General features: G+C 72.1%; 12 protein-coding genes. 2 read left to right on the forward strand and 10 right to left on the reverse strand.

The annotated features are described in order from the left end of the window. Window positions 1–24: 24 nt before the first annotated feature. From ahcY to OG985_RS29835, 6 genes are all read right to left on the reverse strand, one after another. Window positions 25–1437, reverse strand: coding sequence for an adenosylhomocysteinase (gene ahcY, locus OG985_RS29810; protein WP_371671429.1), 1413 nt, complete (start codon window positions 1435–1437; stop codon window positions 25–27). Then, window positions 1412–2326, reverse strand: coding sequence for a methylenetetrahydrofolate reductase [NAD(P)H] (gene metF, locus OG985_RS29815; protein WP_371671430.1), 915 nt, complete (start codon window positions 2324–2326; stop codon window positions 1412–1414). Before metF ends, ahcY begins: the two co-directional genes overlap by 26 nt. Then, complete coding sequence (gene metH / locus OG985_RS29820; RefSeq protein WP_371671431.1) at window positions 2323–5793, reverse strand: methionine synthase; 3471 nt, start codon at window positions 5791–5793, stop codon at window positions 2323–2325. The genes metF and metH overlap by 4 nt, the downstream gene beginning before the upstream one ends. Further along, entirely contained in the window at window positions 5790–6773 is a 984-nt protein-coding gene (locus OG985_RS29825; RefSeq protein ID WP_371671432.1) for a carbohydrate kinase family protein, read from the reverse strand. The genes metH and OG985_RS29825 overlap by 4 nt, the downstream gene beginning before the upstream one ends. Before the next feature lies 1 nt (window position 6774). Beyond that, on the reverse strand, window positions 6775–8010 hold the full coding sequence (gene metK, locus OG985_RS29830; RefSeq protein WP_371671433.1) for a methionine adenosyltransferase: 1236 nt from the start codon (window positions 8008–8010) through the stop codon (window positions 6775–6777). A 241-nt stretch (window positions 8011–8251) separates the two neighbouring features. After that, on the reverse strand, window positions 8252–10045 hold the full coding sequence (locus OG985_RS29835) for an MFS transporter (protein WP_371671434.1): 1794 nt from the start codon (window positions 10043–10045) through the stop codon (window positions 8252–8254). 132 nt (window positions 10046–10177) lie between these two features. Here OG985_RS29835 and OG985_RS29840 point away from each other — a divergent pair, with 132 nt between their 5' ends. Together OG985_RS29840 and OG985_RS29845 are read left to right on the forward strand one after the other, a co-directional pair. Beyond that, the gene (locus tag OG985_RS29840; RefSeq protein ID WP_371671435.1) at window positions 10178–10861 is read left to right on the forward strand and encodes an N-acyl homoserine lactonase family protein; all 684 of its coding nucleotides are present in this window, start codon (window positions 10178–10180) and stop codon (window positions 10859–10861) included. Between the two features lie 14 nt (window positions 10862–10875). Further along, window positions 10876–11250 carry an antibiotic biosynthesis monooxygenase gene (locus OG985_RS29845; RefSeq protein WP_371671436.1) on the forward strand — a complete coding sequence of 125 codons (375 nt, stop codon included), beginning with the start codon at window positions 10876–10878 and terminating at the stop codon, window positions 11248–11250. 104 nt (window positions 11251–11354) lie between these two features. Here the strand turns inward: OG985_RS29845 and OG985_RS29850 are convergent, their stop codons facing one another. Genes OG985_RS29850 through OG985_RS29865 form a run of 4 tightly spaced genes read right to left on the reverse strand, consistent with a single transcriptional unit; the run spans window position 11355 to window position 17623 of the window. After that, entirely contained in the window at window positions 11355–11768 is a 414-nt protein-coding gene (locus OG985_RS29850; RefSeq protein ID WP_371671437.1) for a cupin domain-containing protein, read from the reverse strand. A gap of 4 nt (window positions 11769–11772) precedes the next feature. Next, a complete protein-coding gene (locus OG985_RS29855; protein ID WP_371671438.1) occupies window positions 11773–13848 on the reverse strand; it encodes an AMP-binding protein in 2076 nt (691 codons plus the stop codon). After that, a complete protein-coding gene (locus OG985_RS29860) occupies window positions 13848–17171 on the reverse strand; it encodes an FAD/NAD(P)-binding protein (protein ID WP_371671439.1) in 3324 nt (1107 codons plus the stop codon). The genes OG985_RS29855 and OG985_RS29860 overlap by 1 nt, the downstream gene beginning before the upstream one ends. Then, window positions 17168–17623, reverse strand: a complete 456-nt coding sequence (locus tag OG985_RS29865; RefSeq protein WP_371671440.1) for a cobalamin B12-binding domain-containing protein — start codon at window positions 17621–17623, stop codon at window positions 17168–17170. The genes OG985_RS29860 and OG985_RS29865 overlap by 4 nt, the downstream gene beginning before the upstream one ends. Window positions 17624–17707: the final 84 nt, after the last annotated feature.

Below are 17707 nucleotides of genomic sequence, written 5' to 3' on the forward strand. Positions count from 1 at the left end.
TCCGGGCGCCGACGCCGTCCCCGCTCAGTAGCGGTAGTGGTCCGGCTTGTACGGGCCGTCGACCTCGACGCCGATGTACGACGCCTGCTCGGGGCGCAGCCGCGTCAGCTTCACACCGAGCGCGTCCAGGTGGAGACGGGCGACCTTCTCGTCCAGGTGCTTGGGCAGCACATACACGTCGGTGGGGTACTCGTCCGGCTTGGTGAACAGCTCGATCTGCGCCAGCGTCTGGTCCGCGAACGAGTTGGACATCACGAACGACGGGTGACCCGTCGCGTTGCCCAGGTTCAGCAGACGCCCCTCCGACAACACGATCAGCACCTTGCCGTCAGGGAACCTCCACGTGTGGACCTGCGGCTTCACCTCGTCCTTGACGATCCCCGGAATCTTCGCCAGACCGGCCATGTCGATCTCGTTGTCGAAGTGACCGATGTTCCCGATGATCGCCTGATGCTTCATCCTGGCCATGTCACCGGCCATGATGATGTCCTTGTTCCCGGTCGTCGTGATGAAGATGTCCGCCGTGCCGACGACCTCATCCAGCGTCGTCACCTGATACCCGTCCATCGCCGCCTGCAACGCACAGATCGGGTCGATCTCCGTGACGATCACCCGCGCACCCTGCCCACGCAGCGACTCCGCACACCCCTTGCCCACATCGCCATAACCACACACAACAGCGGTCTTGCCACCGATCAACACATCCGTCGCACGGTTGATCCCGTCGATCAACGAATGCCGGCACCCGTACTTGTTGTCGAACTTCGATTTCGTCACCGCGTCGTTCACATTGATCGCCGGGAACAACAACGTCCCCTCACGATGCATCTCGTACAGCCGGTGCACACCCGTCGTCGTCTCCTCCGTCACCCCGCGGATCTCCGAGGCGAGGGCCGTCCAGTCGAGCGGGCTCGCCTTCAACAGGGCCTGCACGGCGGCGAGTTCCTCGCTGTCGGCGGGCGGCAGGTCGCCGGTCTTCTGGTACTCGACGCCCTTGTGGACCAGGAGGGTGGCGTCGCCGCCGTCGTCCAGGATCATGTTCGGGCCGGGTGCGTCGGGCCAGGTCAGCGCCTGCTCCGTGCACCACCAGTACTCCTCCAGGGTCTCGCCCTTCCAGGCGAAGACGGGGATGCCGGCGGCGGCGACGGCGGCGGCCGCGTGGTCCTGCGTGGAGTAGATGTTGCAGGACGCCCAGCGGACCTCGGCGCCCAGGGCGACCAGGGTCTCGATGAGCACGGCGGTCTGCACGGTCATGTGCAGCGAACCGGTGACACGGGCGCCCGCCAACGGCTGCGCCCCGGCGTACTCCCGGCGGATCGACATCAGGCCGGGCATCTCGTGCTCGGCGAGGGTGATCTCCTTGCGGCCGAACTCGGCCAGGGTCAGGTCGGCGACCCTGAAGTCGGTGACATCAGCCGACGTGTGCTGCGGGGGCATGGACACTCCTGACGAGGTTCTGGACGGTGCGGTGGATGTCGAGGGCGGCCGTGGAGCGGTTGAGGGTGATGTAGTGCAGACCGGGGGCGCCCTCGGCGAGCAGACGTTCGGCCATCGCGGTGGCGTACTCGACGCCGATGCGGTGGCCTTCGGCCGGCCGGTCGCGTGCGGCCTCCAGCCGGTGGGCGAGGTGTTCGGGGAAGGCGGCGCCGCTCAGTTCGGCGAAGCGGGCGATCTGCCGGACGTCGGTGGCGGGCATGATCTCCGGGATGATCGGCGTGTCGCAGCCGGCTGCCGCGACCCGGTCCCGCAGCCGCAGATAGTCCTCCACCTGGAAGAACATCTGCGTGATGGCGTAGTCCGCGCCCGCCCGGCACTTGGCGACGAAGTGCCGCACGTCGCTGTCCCAGTCCGGCGAGCGCGGGTGCCGCTCGGGGAACGCGGCCACTCCGACACCGAAGTCCCCCGACTCCTTGACCAGCGACACGAGTTCGTGTGCGTGGCGGTAGCCGTCCGGATGCGGGACCCACGGGCCGTTGGGGTCGCCGGGCGGGTCGCCCCGCAGGGCGAGCACGTCCCGCACCCCGGCGTCGGCGCAGCGGCCGATGATGTGCCGCAGCTCGGCCACCGAGTGACCGACCGCCGTCAGGTGCGCCATGGGGCGCAGGGTCGTCTCCCGGGCGATGCGGTGGGTGACCTCCACGGTGCGGTCGCGGGACGAGCCGCCGGCGCCGTAGGTGACCGAGACGAAGGTGGGGGAGAGCGGTTCGATCCGCCGGATCGCCTCCCACAGGGTCCGCTCGCCCCGGTCCGTCCTGGGCGGGAAGAACTCGAAGGAGAACGAGAGCTGTCCGGAGGCGAGGATCTCGCGCAGGCTGCCGGTCGTCATCGTTCGCTCCCCGCGTTGAAGTAGCTCGCTTCGGGATGGTGGGTCACGATCGCGTCGGTGGACTGCTCGGGGTGGAGCTGGAACTCCTCCGACAGCACGACGCCGATGCGTTCCGGCACGAGCAGTTCGCCGATCTTGGCGCGGTCCTCCAGGTTCGGGCAGGCGGGGTAGCCGAGGGAGTAGCGGCAGCCCTGGTAGGCGGTGCGGAACATGCCGTCGAGGGAATCGGGATCGGCGCCCGCGATACCGAGTTCGACGCGCACCCGCGCGTGCCAGTACTCGGCGAGCGCCTCGGCCAACTGCACGGACAGTCCGTGCAGTTCGAGGTAGTCGCGGTAGGCGTCGGCCTCGAACAGCTCCGCGGTGGCGTCACCGATCCTGGAACCGACGGTGACGACCTGGAGCCCCACGACGTCGGTCTCGCCGGAGTCCTCCGGGCGGAAGAAGTCGGCCAGGCACAGCCGACGGCCGTGCCTCTGGCGGGGGAAGGTGAAGCGGGTGCGCTCGTTGCCCTGCTCGTCCAGGATGATCAGGTCGTCGTTCTTGGACACACAGGGGAAGTAGCCGTGCACGACGGCCGCTTCGAGGAGGCCGTCGGTGTGCAGCCGGTCCAGCCAGCCACGGAGCCGGGGTCGGCCCTCGGTCTCGACGAGGTCCTTCGTCAGGCCCCACTGGCCGCGGAACAGAGCCGTCTCGTCCAGCCAGGAGGCGTACTCCTTGAGCTGGATGCCCTTGACGACCCGGGTGCCCCAGAACGGCGGCTGCGGTACCGGATTGCCGACGGTCACGTCGGAGCGGACGTGGCCCTCCTCGGGGCGCTCCTCGACCACCGCCCGGGTGGAAGTGGGCCTGATCCGGCGCTTCTTGAGCTCGGGCAGACCGGCGCCGGGCACGCCCCGCTTGATACCGATCAGCGCGTCCATCAGGCGCAGGCCCTCGAACGCGTCCCGGGCGTAGCGGACCTCACCGTCGTAGATCTCGTGCAGGTCCTGCTCGACGTAGGCGCGGGTGAGGGCGGCGCCGCCGAGGATCACGGGGAAGTCGGCGGCGAGCTTGCGCTGGTTGAGCTCCTCCAGGTTCTCCTTCATGATCACGGTGGACTTGACCAGCAGACCGGACATGCCGATCACGTCCGCGCGGTGTTCCTCGGCGGCCTCCAGGATCGCCGACACCGGCTGCTTGATCCCCAGGTTGACCACGTTGTAGCCGTTGTTCGACAGGATGATGTCCACGAGGTTCTTGCCGATGTCGTGCACGTCGCCGCGGACCGTGGCCAGCACGATGGTGCCCTTGCCCTCCGCGTCCGACTTCTCCATGTGCGGCTCCAGATGAGCCACCGCCGTCTTCATCACCTCGGCCGACTGCAGCACGAACGGCAGCTGCATCTGACCCGAGCCGAACAGCTCACCGACCACCTTCATGCCGTCCAGCAGCGTCTCGTTGACGATGTCCAGCGCCGGCCTGCTCCGCAGCGCCTCGTCGAGATCGGCCTCCAGACCGTTCTTCTCCCCGTCGATGATCCGCCGCTTCAGCCGCTCGTCCAGCGGCAGCGCCGCCAGTTCCTCGGCCCTGCCCGCCTTCAGGGACTTGGTGGTGGCGCCCTCGAACAGGGCCATGAGCTTCTGCAGCGGGTCGTAGCCCTCGGCACGCCGGTCGTAGACGAGGTCCAGGGCGGTTTGGACCTGCTCCTCGTCGAAGCGGGCGATCGGCAGGATCTTCGAGGCGTGCACGATCGCCGAGTCCAGACCCGCCTTCACGCACTCGTCCAGGAACACCGAGTTCAGCAGCACCCGGGCGGCCGGGTTCAGCCCGAAGGAGATGTTCGACAACCCCAGCGTGGTCTGCACGTCGGGGCGCCGCCGCTTCAGCTCACGGATCGCCTCGATGGTGGCGATACCGTCCTTGCGGGACTCCTCCTGACCCGTGCAGATCGTGAACGTCAGACAGTCGATGAGGATGTCCGACTCGTGCACCCCCCAGTTGCCCGTCAGATCCTCGATCAGCCGCTCCGCGATGGCGATCTTCGTCTCGACGGTACGGGCCTGGCCCTCCTCGTCGATGGTCAGCGCGATCAGCGCGGCGCCGTGCTCCCGCGCCAGCGCCGTCACCTTCGCGAAACGCGACTCCGGGCCGTCACCGTCCTCGTAGTTGACCGAGTTGATCACCGCCCGGCCGCCCAGCTTCTCCAGCCCGGCCCGCAACACCTCCACCTCCGTGGAGTCGAGCACGATCGGCAGGGTGGAGGCGGTGGCGAAGCGGCCGGCCAGCTCGTCCATGTCGGCGACGCCGTCGCGGCCCACGTAGTCCACGCACAGATCCAGCATGTGGGCGCCCTCACGGATCTGATCGCGCGCCATTTCCACACAGTCGTCCCAGCGGCCCTCCAGCATGGCCTCGCGGAACTTCTTGGAGCCGTTGGCGTTCGTACGTTCGCCGATCGCCATGTAGGCGGTGTCCTGACGGAACGAGACCGTTTGGTAGAGGGAGGCGGCACCGGGCTCGGGCTGCGGGCTGCGCTCAGGGGGCGTGAGGCCGTTCACCCGCTCCACCACCTGGCGCAGGTGCTCGGGTGTCGTGCCGCAGCACCCGCCGATGAGAGAGAGGCCGTAGTCCCGTACGAAGTTCTCCTGCGCGTCGGCCAGGCCCTCGGGGTCGAGCGGGAAGTGGGCGCCGTCCTTGGTCAGGACCGGAAGACCGGCGTTCGGCATGCACAGCAGCGGAATACGGGAGTGGCGGGTGAGATAGCGCAGGTGCTCGCTCATCTCGGCCGGGCCGGTCGAGCAGTTCAGGCCGATCATGTCGATCCCGAGCGGCTCCAGCGCGGTCAGCGCGGCACCGATCTCCGAGCCCAGCAGCATCGTGCCGGTGGTCTCGAAGGCCATCGACACCAGCAGGGGCACCCGGACTCCGGTCGCCTCCATGGCGCGGTGGGCGCCCAGGACCGAGGCCTTCGTCTGCAGCAGGTCCTGGGTGGTCTCCACGATCAGCGCGTCGGCGCCCCCGGCGAGCAGGCCCTCCGCGTTCTTCTGGAAGCCGTCACGCAAAGTGCCGTAGGCGACATGGCCGAGGGTGGGGAGCTTCGTGCCGGGGCCCATGGAGCCCAGCACCCAGCGCTGGCGTCCGTCCCGGGCGCCGTACTCGTCGGCCACCTCACGGGCCACCCGGGCACCCGCCTCGGACAGTTCGTACACCCGGTCGGCGATGTCGTACTCACCGAGCGCCGAGTGGTTCGCCCCGAAGGTGTTCGTCTCCACACAGTCGACGCCCACCGCGAAGTACTCGTCGTGGACCGAACGGACGATGTCCGGACGGGTCATGTTCAGGACCTCGTTGCAGCCCTCCAGCTGCTGGAAGTCGTCGAGCGTGGGGTCCTGAGCCTGGAGCATCGTGCCCATCGCCCCGTCGGCGACCACCACCCGCGAGGACAGGGCCGCGCGCAGCGCCGCGACACGGGCCGCCGCCGTCACGACCGTGCTCCCAGCCAGGGAATGAGGCGCTTGATCGCGCCGGCCCCGTAGGCCCCGGCCAGCCGGTCGATGACGTCGTCGCCGTCCAGCGCGTAGGTCTGGGTGCCGCGGCACTCCAGGACGACGGACGCCACGGCGCTGCCCAGGCGGGCCGCCTCCTCGTGGTCCAGCCCCCAGGCGAGGGCGGCGAGGAAACCGGCCCGGTAGGCGTCCCCGGCGCCCGTGGGGTCGACCGCGTCCCGTGCCGGGACCGCCGGGACGAGCGTGGTGGTACGGCCCACCCGGGCGAGGCGGGAGCCGCCGGCGCCCTGCGTGGTGACCCAGGTGCCGACCCGGCCCAGGACCTGCTGTTCGGTCCAGCCGGTCCGCTCCTGGATGAGCAGCGCCTCGTACTCGTTGGTGAACAGATAGCGCGGGTTGTCGAGCAGGGCCCGCGCCTGCGCCCGGTCCAGCCGGGCCAGCTGCTGCGACGGGTCGGCGACGAACGGCACGCCGAGCCGCACGCACTCCCGGACGTGACGGACCATGGCCTCAGGGTCGTCGGGGGAGACGACCACGAGATCGGCCCCGCCGGTCCGCTCCAGCAGATCCGCCAGGTCGATGTGACGGGCCTCCGCCATCGCGCCCGCGTAGAAGAAGCCGATCTGGTTCTGGGCGGTGTCGGTCGCGCACACGAAGCGCGCGGTGTGCAGGGTGTCGCTGATCCGCACGCCCGCGGTGTCGACCCCGTGCTCCTTCAGCCAGACCTCCTGGGCGGCGAAGTCCGCGCCGGCCGCGCCCACCAGCAGCGGCGTCAGCCCCAGCGAGCCGAGCCCGAAGGCGATGTTCGCCGCGACCCCGCCGTACCGGATCTCCAGCTCGTCCGTCAGCAGCGAGAGCGAGATCCGGTCCAGCCGCTCCGCGATGAGCTGGTCGGCGAACCTGTTCGGATAGGACATCAGGTGGTCGTTGGCGATGGACCCCGTTACGGCGATGCGCATGTCATCGTCCCTCCGTCGCCGTGGCGTCGGTCTGCCCGGCGGCCTTGCGCAGGGCGTCGACGCGGTCGGTGCGCTCCCAGGTGAACTCGGGGAGCTCGCGGCCGAAGTGGCCGTAGGCGGCCGTCCGGGCGTAGATCGGGCGGAGCAGGTCGAGGTCGCGGATGATGGCGGCCGGGCGGAGGTCGAAGACCTCGTCGATCGCCTTCTCGATCCGGTCGGTGTCGACCTTGGCGGTGCCGAAGGTCTCGACGAACAGGCCGACCGGCTCGGCCTTGCCGATGGCGTACGCGACCTGGACCTCGCAGCGCGAGGCGAGACCGGCGGCCACCACGTTCTTGGCGACCCAGCGCATCGCGTACGCGGCGGAACGGTCCACCTTCGACGGGTCCTTGCCCGAGAACGCGCCGCCGCCGTGGCGGGCCATGCCGCCGTACGTGTCGATGATGATCTTGCGGCCGGTCAGGCCCGCGTCACCCATCGGGCCGCCGATCTCGAACCGGCCCGTCGGATTGACCAGCAGCCGGTAGCCCTCGGTGTCCAGCTTGATGCCCTCGCCGGCCAGCCGCGCCAGCTCGTGGTCCACGACGTGCTCCCGGACGTCCGGAACGAGCAGCGACTCCAGGTCGATGTCGCTCGCGTGCTGCGAGGACACCACGACCGTGTCGAGCCGGACCGGCTTGTCGCCGTCGTACTCGATGGTGACCTGCGTCTTGCCGTCCGGGCGGAGGTAGGGGATCGTGCCGTTCCTCCGGACCTCGGACAGGCGCTTGGACAGACGGTGCGCGAGGAAGATCGGCAGCGGCATCAGCGTCGGCGTCTCGTCCGTCGCGTAGCCGAACATCAGGCCCTGGTCGCCGGCGCCCTGCCGGTCGAGCTCGTCGTCGTCGCCCTCGACGCGGTTCTCGTACGCCGTGTCGACGCCCTGCGCGATGTCCGGGGACTGCGCGCCGATCGACACCGACACGCCACAGGAGGCGCCGTCGAAGCCCTTGGCCGACGAGTCGTAGCCGATGTCGAGGACGGCCTCGCGGACCAGGGTGGGGATGTCCGCGTAGGCGGACGTGGTGACCTCGCCGGCCACATGGACCTGACCGGTGGTGATCAGCGTCTCGACCGCGACGCGCGCCGTGGGGTCGTTGCTCAGGATCGCGTCGAGGATCGTGTCGCTGATCCGGTCCGCGATCTTGTCGGGGTGGCCCTCGGTGACGGACTCCGAGGTGAACAAGTGCAGGGACACGGACCCTCCAGGGGAAAGACAGCCGGACCTCGGTTGTCCGGCCAGCGTGGGACCCGCTTCTGCAAACTGACTCGAAGGGCTCTACAGCCCATGCCGCGAGAGCTTCGCGGCGCACGACGAGGCCGCCGCACGCTTGGCGTACGACGGCCTCGACAGGCGCCCACAGGGGCGCGGGAAACTGCGCGACCGGCCACGACCCGGATGGCGCCCCGCAGTCACCGCGACCGCTGTCCGCGGACCTCTATCCGCGCTCTTCCCGCGGCCCCGCGGACACTTCCGGCCCCCTCGGCGAGGGCACGGCGTCGTCGCCGCCGTCCGCCTCGGAGGCACCGTCCTCGCCCTCGGCCCACTCCGGCTTCCGCGCCTGCTTCGGCAGCATGAAGGTGAGCAGGAAGCCGAGGCCGATGATGCCGACCTCGTACCACAGGACGTCACCGGTGGCCTTCGCGTAGCCCTCCTTGCGGGCCTTCTCGGAGGCGTCGGCGAGCGCCTTGCCGACCGGCTTCTCCTGGCCGGCGGGCACCGCCCCGGCGGGGACGATCCGCCGGCACGCGGCGGGCGGCTCGCCGGCGTCCTCGTTCTTGCCGCTCTCCTTGGCGCAGACACGGAAGTTGGCCACGATCGTGTCCTGCGCGGGCGCCGCGACACCCGCCGCGGCCAGGCTCCTGCGCAGCTCCGGCACCGCCGTGTCGGCGCCCGGCACGGCCTGCCCGGCCAGCAGGTTGAAGAACAGCACACCGATGACCGCGACACCGGCCGCGGCACCGAGCTGGTCGGCGGTGCTCAGCACGCCGGAGCCGGAGCCGGCGTGCTCCACCGGGACACCGCCGAGCACGATGTCCACCACCGGCGAGATCACGAAGCCGAGGCCGAGGCCGAGCACGCCCAGCGCGGGCGCCAGGTCCCAGCCGCCGACGCCGGAACCGAAGTGGTCGATGGTGAAGATGAGGGCGACCATGCCGACGCCCATGATCACCATGCCGATGCTCAGCACCTTGCGCCCCATCTTGAGGGCCAGCACCGCCGAGAACGACGAGGTGATCATCGCGCCGAAGGAGAACGGCACGGTCGCGAGGCCGGCCGCCATCGGCGAGAAGCCGAGACCCACCTGGAGATAGAGGGTGAAGGGGAAGAACAGGCCCGCGATGATCGCGAAGAAGCTCAGCATCACCAGCAGGCCGGCCACGAAGGACCGCTCCTTGAAGAGACTCGGCTCCACCAGGGCGGAACCGTCCCGCGCCGCCTTGCGCCGCTCGTACAGGCCGAACACGACGAACAGCGGCACCGAGCAGGCCATCGCGACGAACGACCAGGTGGGCCAGCCGGCCTCCGCGCCCTGCACCAGCGGGTAGAGCAGGGACAGCAGGGCCAGGGTCACCAGGGCGACACCCACCAGGTCCAGGCGCTTGACGTTCGGCGAACGCGACTCGCGCACGAACGCGCCCACCCCGAGCAGGGCGAACAGGCCCACAGGGACGTTTACCAGGAAGATCGGGCGCCACGACCACCCGAAGAGGTCCGCGTCGACGAGCACCCCGCCCAGCACCGGGCCGAGCATCGCGGCCACCCCGGACAGGGCGCCGAACATGCCGAAGACGGCCGCGCGTTCCTTGGGCGGGAAGGCCACCTGGAACACGGACAGCCCCTGTGTCATCACGAGGGCACCGCCCAGGCCCTGGAGCACCCGGGAGGCGATGAGCATCTCCGTGCTCTGGGCCACGCCGCACAGCAGTGACGCGGCCACGAACACGACGATGCCCAGGGAGATCATCCGCTTGCGGCCGAGCATGTCACCGATGCGGCCGACGGTGATCAGGCTGAGCGCGAAGGTGAGCGTGTACGCGGCCGCGACCCACTGGAGCGCCGCCTTGTCGGCGCCCAGGTCGGTCTGCAGCACCGGAAGCGCCACGTTCACGATCGTCGTGTCGATGAGGTCGAGGGCGATGGCGACGAGAATCACTGCGGCGGCGCGCCACCGCTGCGGGTCCGGCACCCCCTCCCCTTCCAGGTACGTCTCCTCAGTTGCGTGCGTCACGGTGCTCTCTCCTCTGTCCGACGGCGCGCTTGCGCCGAGTGTGATCCGTTCCGCTTGAGCGCCGCTCGAGCGCGCCCGCCGACCATTCGCGACGGCAGCGGCACCCGTCGCGCCGGAAGGGAACGCGCAGACATGAGGCTCTACTTGCTGAGGCTGGGCACCATCCCGGGGCTGCAGGCACCGGTGCCCGGCTATCTGATCCGCACCGACGACGGGCGCACCGTGCTGGTCGACACCGGGGCCGCGCCCGGCGGACCCGTCGAGGTCGAGGAGGGCCAGGACGTGGTGTCGGCGCTGGCCCGCCTCGGCGTACGCCCCGAGGACGTCGACATCGTCGTGTGCTCCCACCTCGACCCCGACCACGTGGGCGGCCACGCCGCCTTCCCCGGCGCCGAGTTCGTGATCCAGCGCGCACACCACGAGCTGGCCCGCTCCGGCACCGTGCCGAGGCTGGCCGCCGTCCGGCCGCTGTGGGACGTGCCGGGGCTGCGGTACCGCACCGTCGACGGCGACACCGAACTCCTACCGGGCATCGAACTGGTGGCCTCCGGCGGACATGTGCCGGGCCACCAGTCGGTCCTGGTCCGGCTGGAGCGGACCGGCGCGGTGCTGCTCGCGGTGGACGCCATCCCCATGAGCGCGGCCCTGGACCCCGACGACCGCCCCGTCTTCCCCTTCGACCTGGACGAGAAGGAACTGCGCGAGAGCACCCGCAAGCTCGTGGAGCTGGCGGGCGCCGAGAACGCCCTGATCGTGCACGGCCACGACGCGCAGCAGTGGCGGACCCTGCGCGTGGCGCCCGAGTACTACGACTGACGAGAGGCACCAGGATGACGAGCACCGAAGGCACCGAAGGCACCGAAGGCACCGAACGCACCGAACGCACCGAAGGCACCGAGCGCATCCGCGTGGTCGTGTACCTGCGGGCCCCCGAGGACGGCACGGAGCCGTTGGAGCGGGCCTACCGGGAGATCAGCTGGGTGCGCCCCGACACGGTTCCCGGACTGCTGCGCAGCGAACTGCTGCGTGATGTGGACCGGCCCGACGAGTTCGTGCTGCACGGCGAGTGGGAGAGCCTGGAGGCGTACCGGACCTGGCAGTTCGGTCCGGACCACAAGGACAACCCGTCGGCCCTGCGCTCCTTCCAGGACCGCTCGCGCGGCCGCCACTACGCCGTCTACGGCATCGCGTCCGAGGAGGTGTGAGATCCGGGGTCGGAGGCCGGCGCCCTCCGACCCCGGACCTCGGACGCCGGACGCAGGACCGCCACCCCCGCCCGATGTTCCGGGGCGGGGGTGGCGGTCCCGTGTCAGTCCTGGTCCTCCGTCACCGGCTCCGCCGGTTCCACCGGCGCCTCCCACACGACCAGCATCAGCGCGCCCCGCTCGGTCCGCGGTGCGTGGACGCTGCCGGGGGCCATGACCAGCAGAGAGTTCTTCGGGTGCCGCCCGTCCTCGGTGATCAGTTCGCCGTCGAGGACGAGGATGATCTCGTAGCCGGTGTGGCGGTGTGGGTCGGCGCTCGCGCCCGGGTGGTACCGCACCAGCGAGGCCGCGGGACCGGACGGGCCGGTCTGCTCGGTGGTGTAGAGCGGGAACACCTCGACACCGACCCGGCCGTCGGCGGTCAGCGGCGTGAACCGCAGCCGGTGGACGAGCTCCTCGGGCCGGTCGAGTCCCTCGACGAGCAGCGGAGCCGCCACCGGGACCTGTTGTGCTGACATACCGTCAACTCCTCGCTGGGGATTCGGAAACAGGGGAAGAAGCGGCAGCGCCGGCGGCGATGGACGTACGGCCGAACGGGGCGCCGTACTCCGCCAACCGCTCGCGCACCACGCGCCGTTGGATCTTGCCGGAGGTGGTGCGGGGCAGTCGCTCCGCGAAGCACAGCCGCTCGGGGCGCCCCACCGGCGACAGGGTGCGCTCGGCGAGCTCGAGCAGCAGCCCGGCCAGCGCGGCGTCCGCCGTACGGCCGCTCGCCGGGACGACCACGGCGAGCGGCAGCAGGCCGGCCCGGTCGTCCGGCACCGGCACGACCGCCACCTCGGCGACCGCCGGGTGGGCGCGCAGCGCGGCCTCCGCCTCGTAGGGGGAGACCCGGTGGCCGTGGGACTTGAACACGTCGTCGCGCCGGCCCAGGACCCGGATCCAGCCGTCCGCGTCGCGTTCACCGAGATCGCCGGTCGCGTACCAGCCGCGCCCCAGCGCCTGTTCGGTGCGCTCGGGATCGTCCGGATAGCCGGCCATCACCCCGACCGGCCTGCCCCCGTCCGCGCCCCCGTGACCCGCGGGGTCCCCGTCCGCGCCGAGCTCGACACAGATCTCGCCCGAGCAGACCGCACCCTGCCCGTCCGGCGCACTCGGCAGGCCCGGCGTATCCGGTCCTTCCGGCGCGCCCGGCCCGCTCCGCCGGTCCCACCTGTCCGGCGTACGCGGCCCGCTGGGCCTGTCCGACGTATCCGGCCCGTCCGGCCTGCTCGGCCAGTCCGGCGCAGCTGTACCACCCGGTGCACCCGACCCGTCCCGCCCGTTCCTTGGCCCCGGCGCACCCGGCACCCCCCTCCCGCCCGCCACATCCAGCCGAGCCCCCGTCTCCGGGTCTCGGAGGGTGATGCGGTAGCCGGGTAGGGGGCGGCCGAGGAGGCCGGGGCGGGGGGTGGCGCCCGGGGGAGTGCCGATCAGGGCGGTCGTCTCGGTCTGCCCGTAGCCGTCGCGCACCGCGACGTCCCAGGCGTCCCGGACCGCGTCGGCGAGGTCCGGCGGCAGCGGCTCCCCGGCACTGGTGGCCTCCCGCAACCGCGGTACGCACGAGCCGAGATGGGGGCGCAGCGCCTGCCAGACGCTCGGCGGCGCGCAGAAGGCGGTGGCCCGCAGGCGGTGCAGCAGGCGCGGCAGCGCGGCCGCGTCCACGGCGCCCTCGGGCAGCGCGACGATCGTGGCCTCGGCGTTCCACGGTACGAACAGACTGCTCCAGGAGTGCTTGGCCCAGCCGGGCGAGGAGACGTTGACCTGCCGGTCGCCGGGCAGCAGGCCGTTCCAGTAGAGGCTGGAGAGGTGGCCGGCCGGGTAGCTGAGGTGGGTGTGCGCGACCAGCTTGGGCGCCGAGGTCGTGCCGGAGGTGAAGTAGCAGAACGCCACGTCGTCGGCCGGGGTGGGCCGCTCGGGCACGAACCGGCCGACGGCCCGCTCGCTGCCCCGGTAGTCCGTCCAGCCCGGCGGCACCGGCCGGCCCGGGCCGGGCACCGCGACCCGTGCCCCGGGGACGGTCACACCGTCGAAGGCCGCGGTCGCGGCGGTGCGGCACACCAGGTGGGTGAGGCGCCCGCGGCGGACCCGGTCGGCGGCCTGGGCGGACGTCAGGTCCGGATGGCTGGGCACCACCACGGCCCCGATCTTCAGCGCGGCCAGCAGCACCTCCCACAGCTCGGGCTGGGTGCCGAGAACCACCATCAGCCGGTCGCCGCGTGCCACCCCCAGACCGGCCAGCCAGTTCGCCACCGCGTCGGAGCGGCGGGAGAGTTCGGCGTACGAGACACCGCGCACGCCGCCTTCCGGGTCGGCCAGTTCCAGCGCGGGCCTGTCATTGCCGGCCGCCACCACGTCGAACCACTCCAGCGCCCAGTTGAAGTGCTCCGGCCGCGGCCAGCGGAACAGGGCCGCCGCGGTGTCCGGGTCGGTGCGGTGTCGCAGCAGCAGGTCGCGGGCCGCGCGGAACTCGCGGTGCGCGGGGGTCCACCGGGCGGCCCGGTACGCGTCCTCCGGTACCGGCACCCCGGCCGGCGGTGCCTCGGTGTGTGCGGACATCAGCGCTCTCCCTCGTCGTCGCCCGAGCCGAGCTCGGCCCGCCACCGGGCGCTCAGCACCACCCCGCTCAGGGCCGCGCCGCTCAGCGTCCGGCCACCGGTTCCGGCGCGTGCCCCGGCCAGGGCGTCCCCGGCGATCGCGTCGGCGTCGGCCGTGAACTCGCCCCACACGCCCGGGCGTCCGCTGCCGACCTGGGTGAACCACCGGGTGAACTCGCTGGGAATGCCCAGCACGTACATCCCGTGCTCCGGCCGCCCGTCGGCCCGCACCGGATGGAAGGGCGACCCGGTGACCGTCACGCCGCCGGTGGCGAACTCGGCCCCGTCCGGGCCCCGGTTGACGTACGGCGTCAGCAGGCCCTGGTCGCGCAGCCGGGCCGTCAGGTCGCCGTGCGCCCGCCGCAGGTCGGGCTCGGGTATCCGGGCGTCGATCAGCACGTCCAGCGCGGTGCGGCTGCCGGCGACCTGCGGTGACTCCACGCAGAACCGTCCGGAGTCCGGGTCGGCCCCGTACCGGGCGCCCGGTCCCGCGATCCGCAGCAGCCCGGCGTCCAGCAGGGCGAGGAGCTGACGCAGCCGCACCATGGGCGGCCCGGTGGTGAGCCGGGACACCATCGGCACGAAGTCCCGCAGGAAGTCCTCGCGGTGCGAGTCGGGCGCGAGACCGGCGAAGTCCACCGCCGTGCGCAGCACCCCGCGCACGTCCCGGATGGTGTCCAGGCAGGCCTTCACGGGCCCCTCGGCGTTGCCCTCGTCGGCCAGTTCCAGGTCCCGGCGCAACAACGCGGCCAGTTCGTCCTGGTACGCCGCACGGCTCGGGAACCGGCGCCCGCGGAAGGGCCAGGCCCAATCCTCCAGATCCAGTTCGCGCAGCCCGCGCAGCCCACAGCGGGCGGCGGCTCGGAACACCGTGCCCTGGGGGTCGGGGTCTGCGGCCCGTACCGCCTCCTGGGCCTCGTGCCGGAACCGCTCGGCGATGTCGGGCCCGTAGTCGCGGTGCAGCGCCGTGGCGCAGCGCACCAGCTCCACCTCGGCCAGCAGCCAGGGCAGTACGTCCGCACGGAAGTCGAGCTGTCCGTGGCGGCGCAGGGCGCGGATCCGCTCGCGGGTGAACAGCCGCGGCCGGTAGGTGTGCTGGGGTCCCTTCTGGTTGCGGCCGCGGGCGAGCAGCGGCACCCCGCTGCGCGACCCGGCGACCACGAGCGGCTCCCGGCCGCTCGGCTCGTACCGCAGCCCGCCCCCGTCCGGCACGAACCGGCCGCCGCGCCCGGTGGTGAGGGCGGCGACGACGTCGTAGAAGGACAGGCCGAGGCCGATGACGCCGACCGTGCTGCCGGGTTCGACGTCCGCCAGCGGCATGTCGATCGCCGAGTCGCCGCGCACGTACCGCAGGTGCGGCCGTTCCTCGGCGAAGTCGGCCAGCGCCTGCTGGTCGGGCCGCAGTCCGGGCAGTGGGTGGCCGGTGGTCAGCACCACCCGGTCGGCGCAGAGGCGGCGCCCGTCGCCGAAGGTGAGCAGATACCGTCCGTCGGACTCGCGGGTGAGCGTCTCGACGTACTGACCGGGCAGTCGCCGCAGCCGGAGTGTCTCCGCCGGCAGCGTCTGCTCGATGCGGTCCAGGGCGTAGGCGAGGTACTGCCCGTACAGGGCGCGCGGGGCGCAGGCGTCCGGGGCGGCCCGCTCCGGGTCGACGACCCGCCACCACTCGTACAGCGAGGGGCCCGCTCCGGCGCGGGCGGGACCGGTGTCCGGCGGCCCGGAGAAGATGGTGACCTCGCCGGAGACGGTGTTCATCATCGACCAGTGCGGCTGGCCGGTGCGCCAGATCCGGCCCGGCCCCACCTCGGTGGCGTCGATCGCGCAGACCTCCACCGGGCGCGAGGCCGGCTCCTCGGCCAGCCGGGCCGCCAGCCGCTCCAGCACGGAGGTGCCGCGCGGGCCGGTGCCGACCACCGCGATCCGGTACGGCTCCGGCGGTGCCTCGTCGGGCGGCTGCCCGGGCAGTTCCTCCCAGCCGGAGTCCGGGGCGCCCTCCAGTGCCAGCAGGTCGTGCTGGTCCGCGGTGTAGCGCAGCATCTGCAGCAGCCGGCCCGCGGTGAGGGCACCCGGGGCGGGGCGCGGCGCCCCGGTCCGGCGGGGCAGCGGCAGCCGCCCGGTCCTGGTCCAGCGCAGCCGCCCCTCCCCGTCGATCGCCGCCTGGGTCAGCCCCCGGTTGTCCTCGTGCAGGCAGAACGGCACGTCCAGGATTCCGGCCGCGAACGCGCGGGTCAGCGCGGTGCCCACGTCGTCGTGCAGTTCCAGCGTCGCCTCCACCAGCGCCCGGGCCTCGGCCAGCACCTCACCGGGGTCCACCTCGTGCGCCGTGGGAATCCGGCTGTCGCCGCGGGTACGGACCGCGGTGCGGGCCGCCGCCCGCAGCGAGGCGACGTTCTCGGCGACGGTCGGCAGCCGCACCGCCTCGACCGGGGTCTTCACGATGAGCCGCTGGGCACCGCCGCGCACCGCGAGCTCCGCGCTGCGGTCCATCAGCAGCCGGGCGCCCTGCGGACTGCCCGGGAAGACGCCCATGTACGTGTAGAGCACCAGGTGCCGGTCGACGTGGGCGGGCAGCCACTCGTCGGCGAGCAGCCGCAGCGCGGCGAGCGCCTCCACGTCCTGGCGGGCGTCGGTCTGCTGCGCGTAGCTCAGCGACACACTCGTCGTGCCCTGCTGGACGAAGAACAGCGCCTCCAGCAGGCTCGTCGCCACCAGCAGCGAGGGCGGGCACAGCTGGCCGAGCAGACAGCCGCCGAACGTCTCCAGATGCGCCCGCAGTCCGCGGGCCCGGCTGAGCTCCGCGAACTCCGCAGTCGCCGTACGCCAGTTGGCGACCGACTCGGCGAGCGGGGTGCGGCCGTAGGGCAGGCAGTACGACACCGGGCCGCCCTCGCTCGCGGAGAGACCGGCGGCGGCCATCGCGCGGAAGATGTCCCGCGGCAGCGCCGAGCCGTGCCGCACCTGCACCGCCCGGTCCGCGGCCGCCGCGGCGACCCGGGCGGCGACCTGCGGTCCGTGCGCCACGAGCGGGAAGCCGTTGAGTGCGTCGCCCGCGGCCAGTGCGGCCCGCGCGTGGTCGTGGTCGCCGACCCGCGTGTAGCTGTCCAGCGTGATGGTGCCGACGGTCGGGTAGGGCAGGGAGCACACCGCGCGCAGCCCCGCCGCCATCGCGTCCGGGGCGGCCATCCCCATCCGGGGCTGGACCACGAGGAGGCCCATGGCGGCCGCCCGGTGCACCTGCGTGCCCAGATCGGCGGACGGACGGTCGCTCGACGACTGCTGGGTCATACCGCCCTGCCCTCCGGAGCCCGTTGCGGCAGCGCTCCGAGGATCCGGCCGATCAGCGCGGTGTCCGCGGTGTCCGTGAACACCGCGTCGAAGCCGGCCTCGACGAGCGCCCGCGCGGTCGTGGTGCCGTCGTCGCCGACGATCCCCAGCTTGCCGCCGATGACCGCGGGCGTGTCCCGGGCCACCGGGTCGGCGCGCAGCTTGCGGATCACCCGGGCCCCGTCGAGCTGCCCGTGGCCGTTGACGGTGCTCACGACGAGCAGGTCGGGCCGGATCCGGCGCACGGAGTCGAGCAGCAGCCGGTCGGGTACGCACGGCCCGAGACTGACGACCTCGTGGCCCATCTCCTCCAGCAGCAGCCGGAGGAAGACCAGGTTCCAGGTGTGGGCGTCCGAGGAGACCGTGGACAGCAGGACGCGCCGCCGCCCGTCTCGATGGGCCACCGTCCTCATAGGTGTTCATCTCTCTCTCGTAGGACTGGCGAAGGACTGGCGAAGGGCAGGCGTGGCGTCGGCGGGGGGACCGGCCGACGGGCG

It is taken from the genome of Streptomyces sp. NBC_00289, from assembly GCF_041435115.1.
GTDB lineage: Bacteria > Actinomycetota > Actinomycetes > Streptomycetales > Streptomycetaceae > Streptomyces.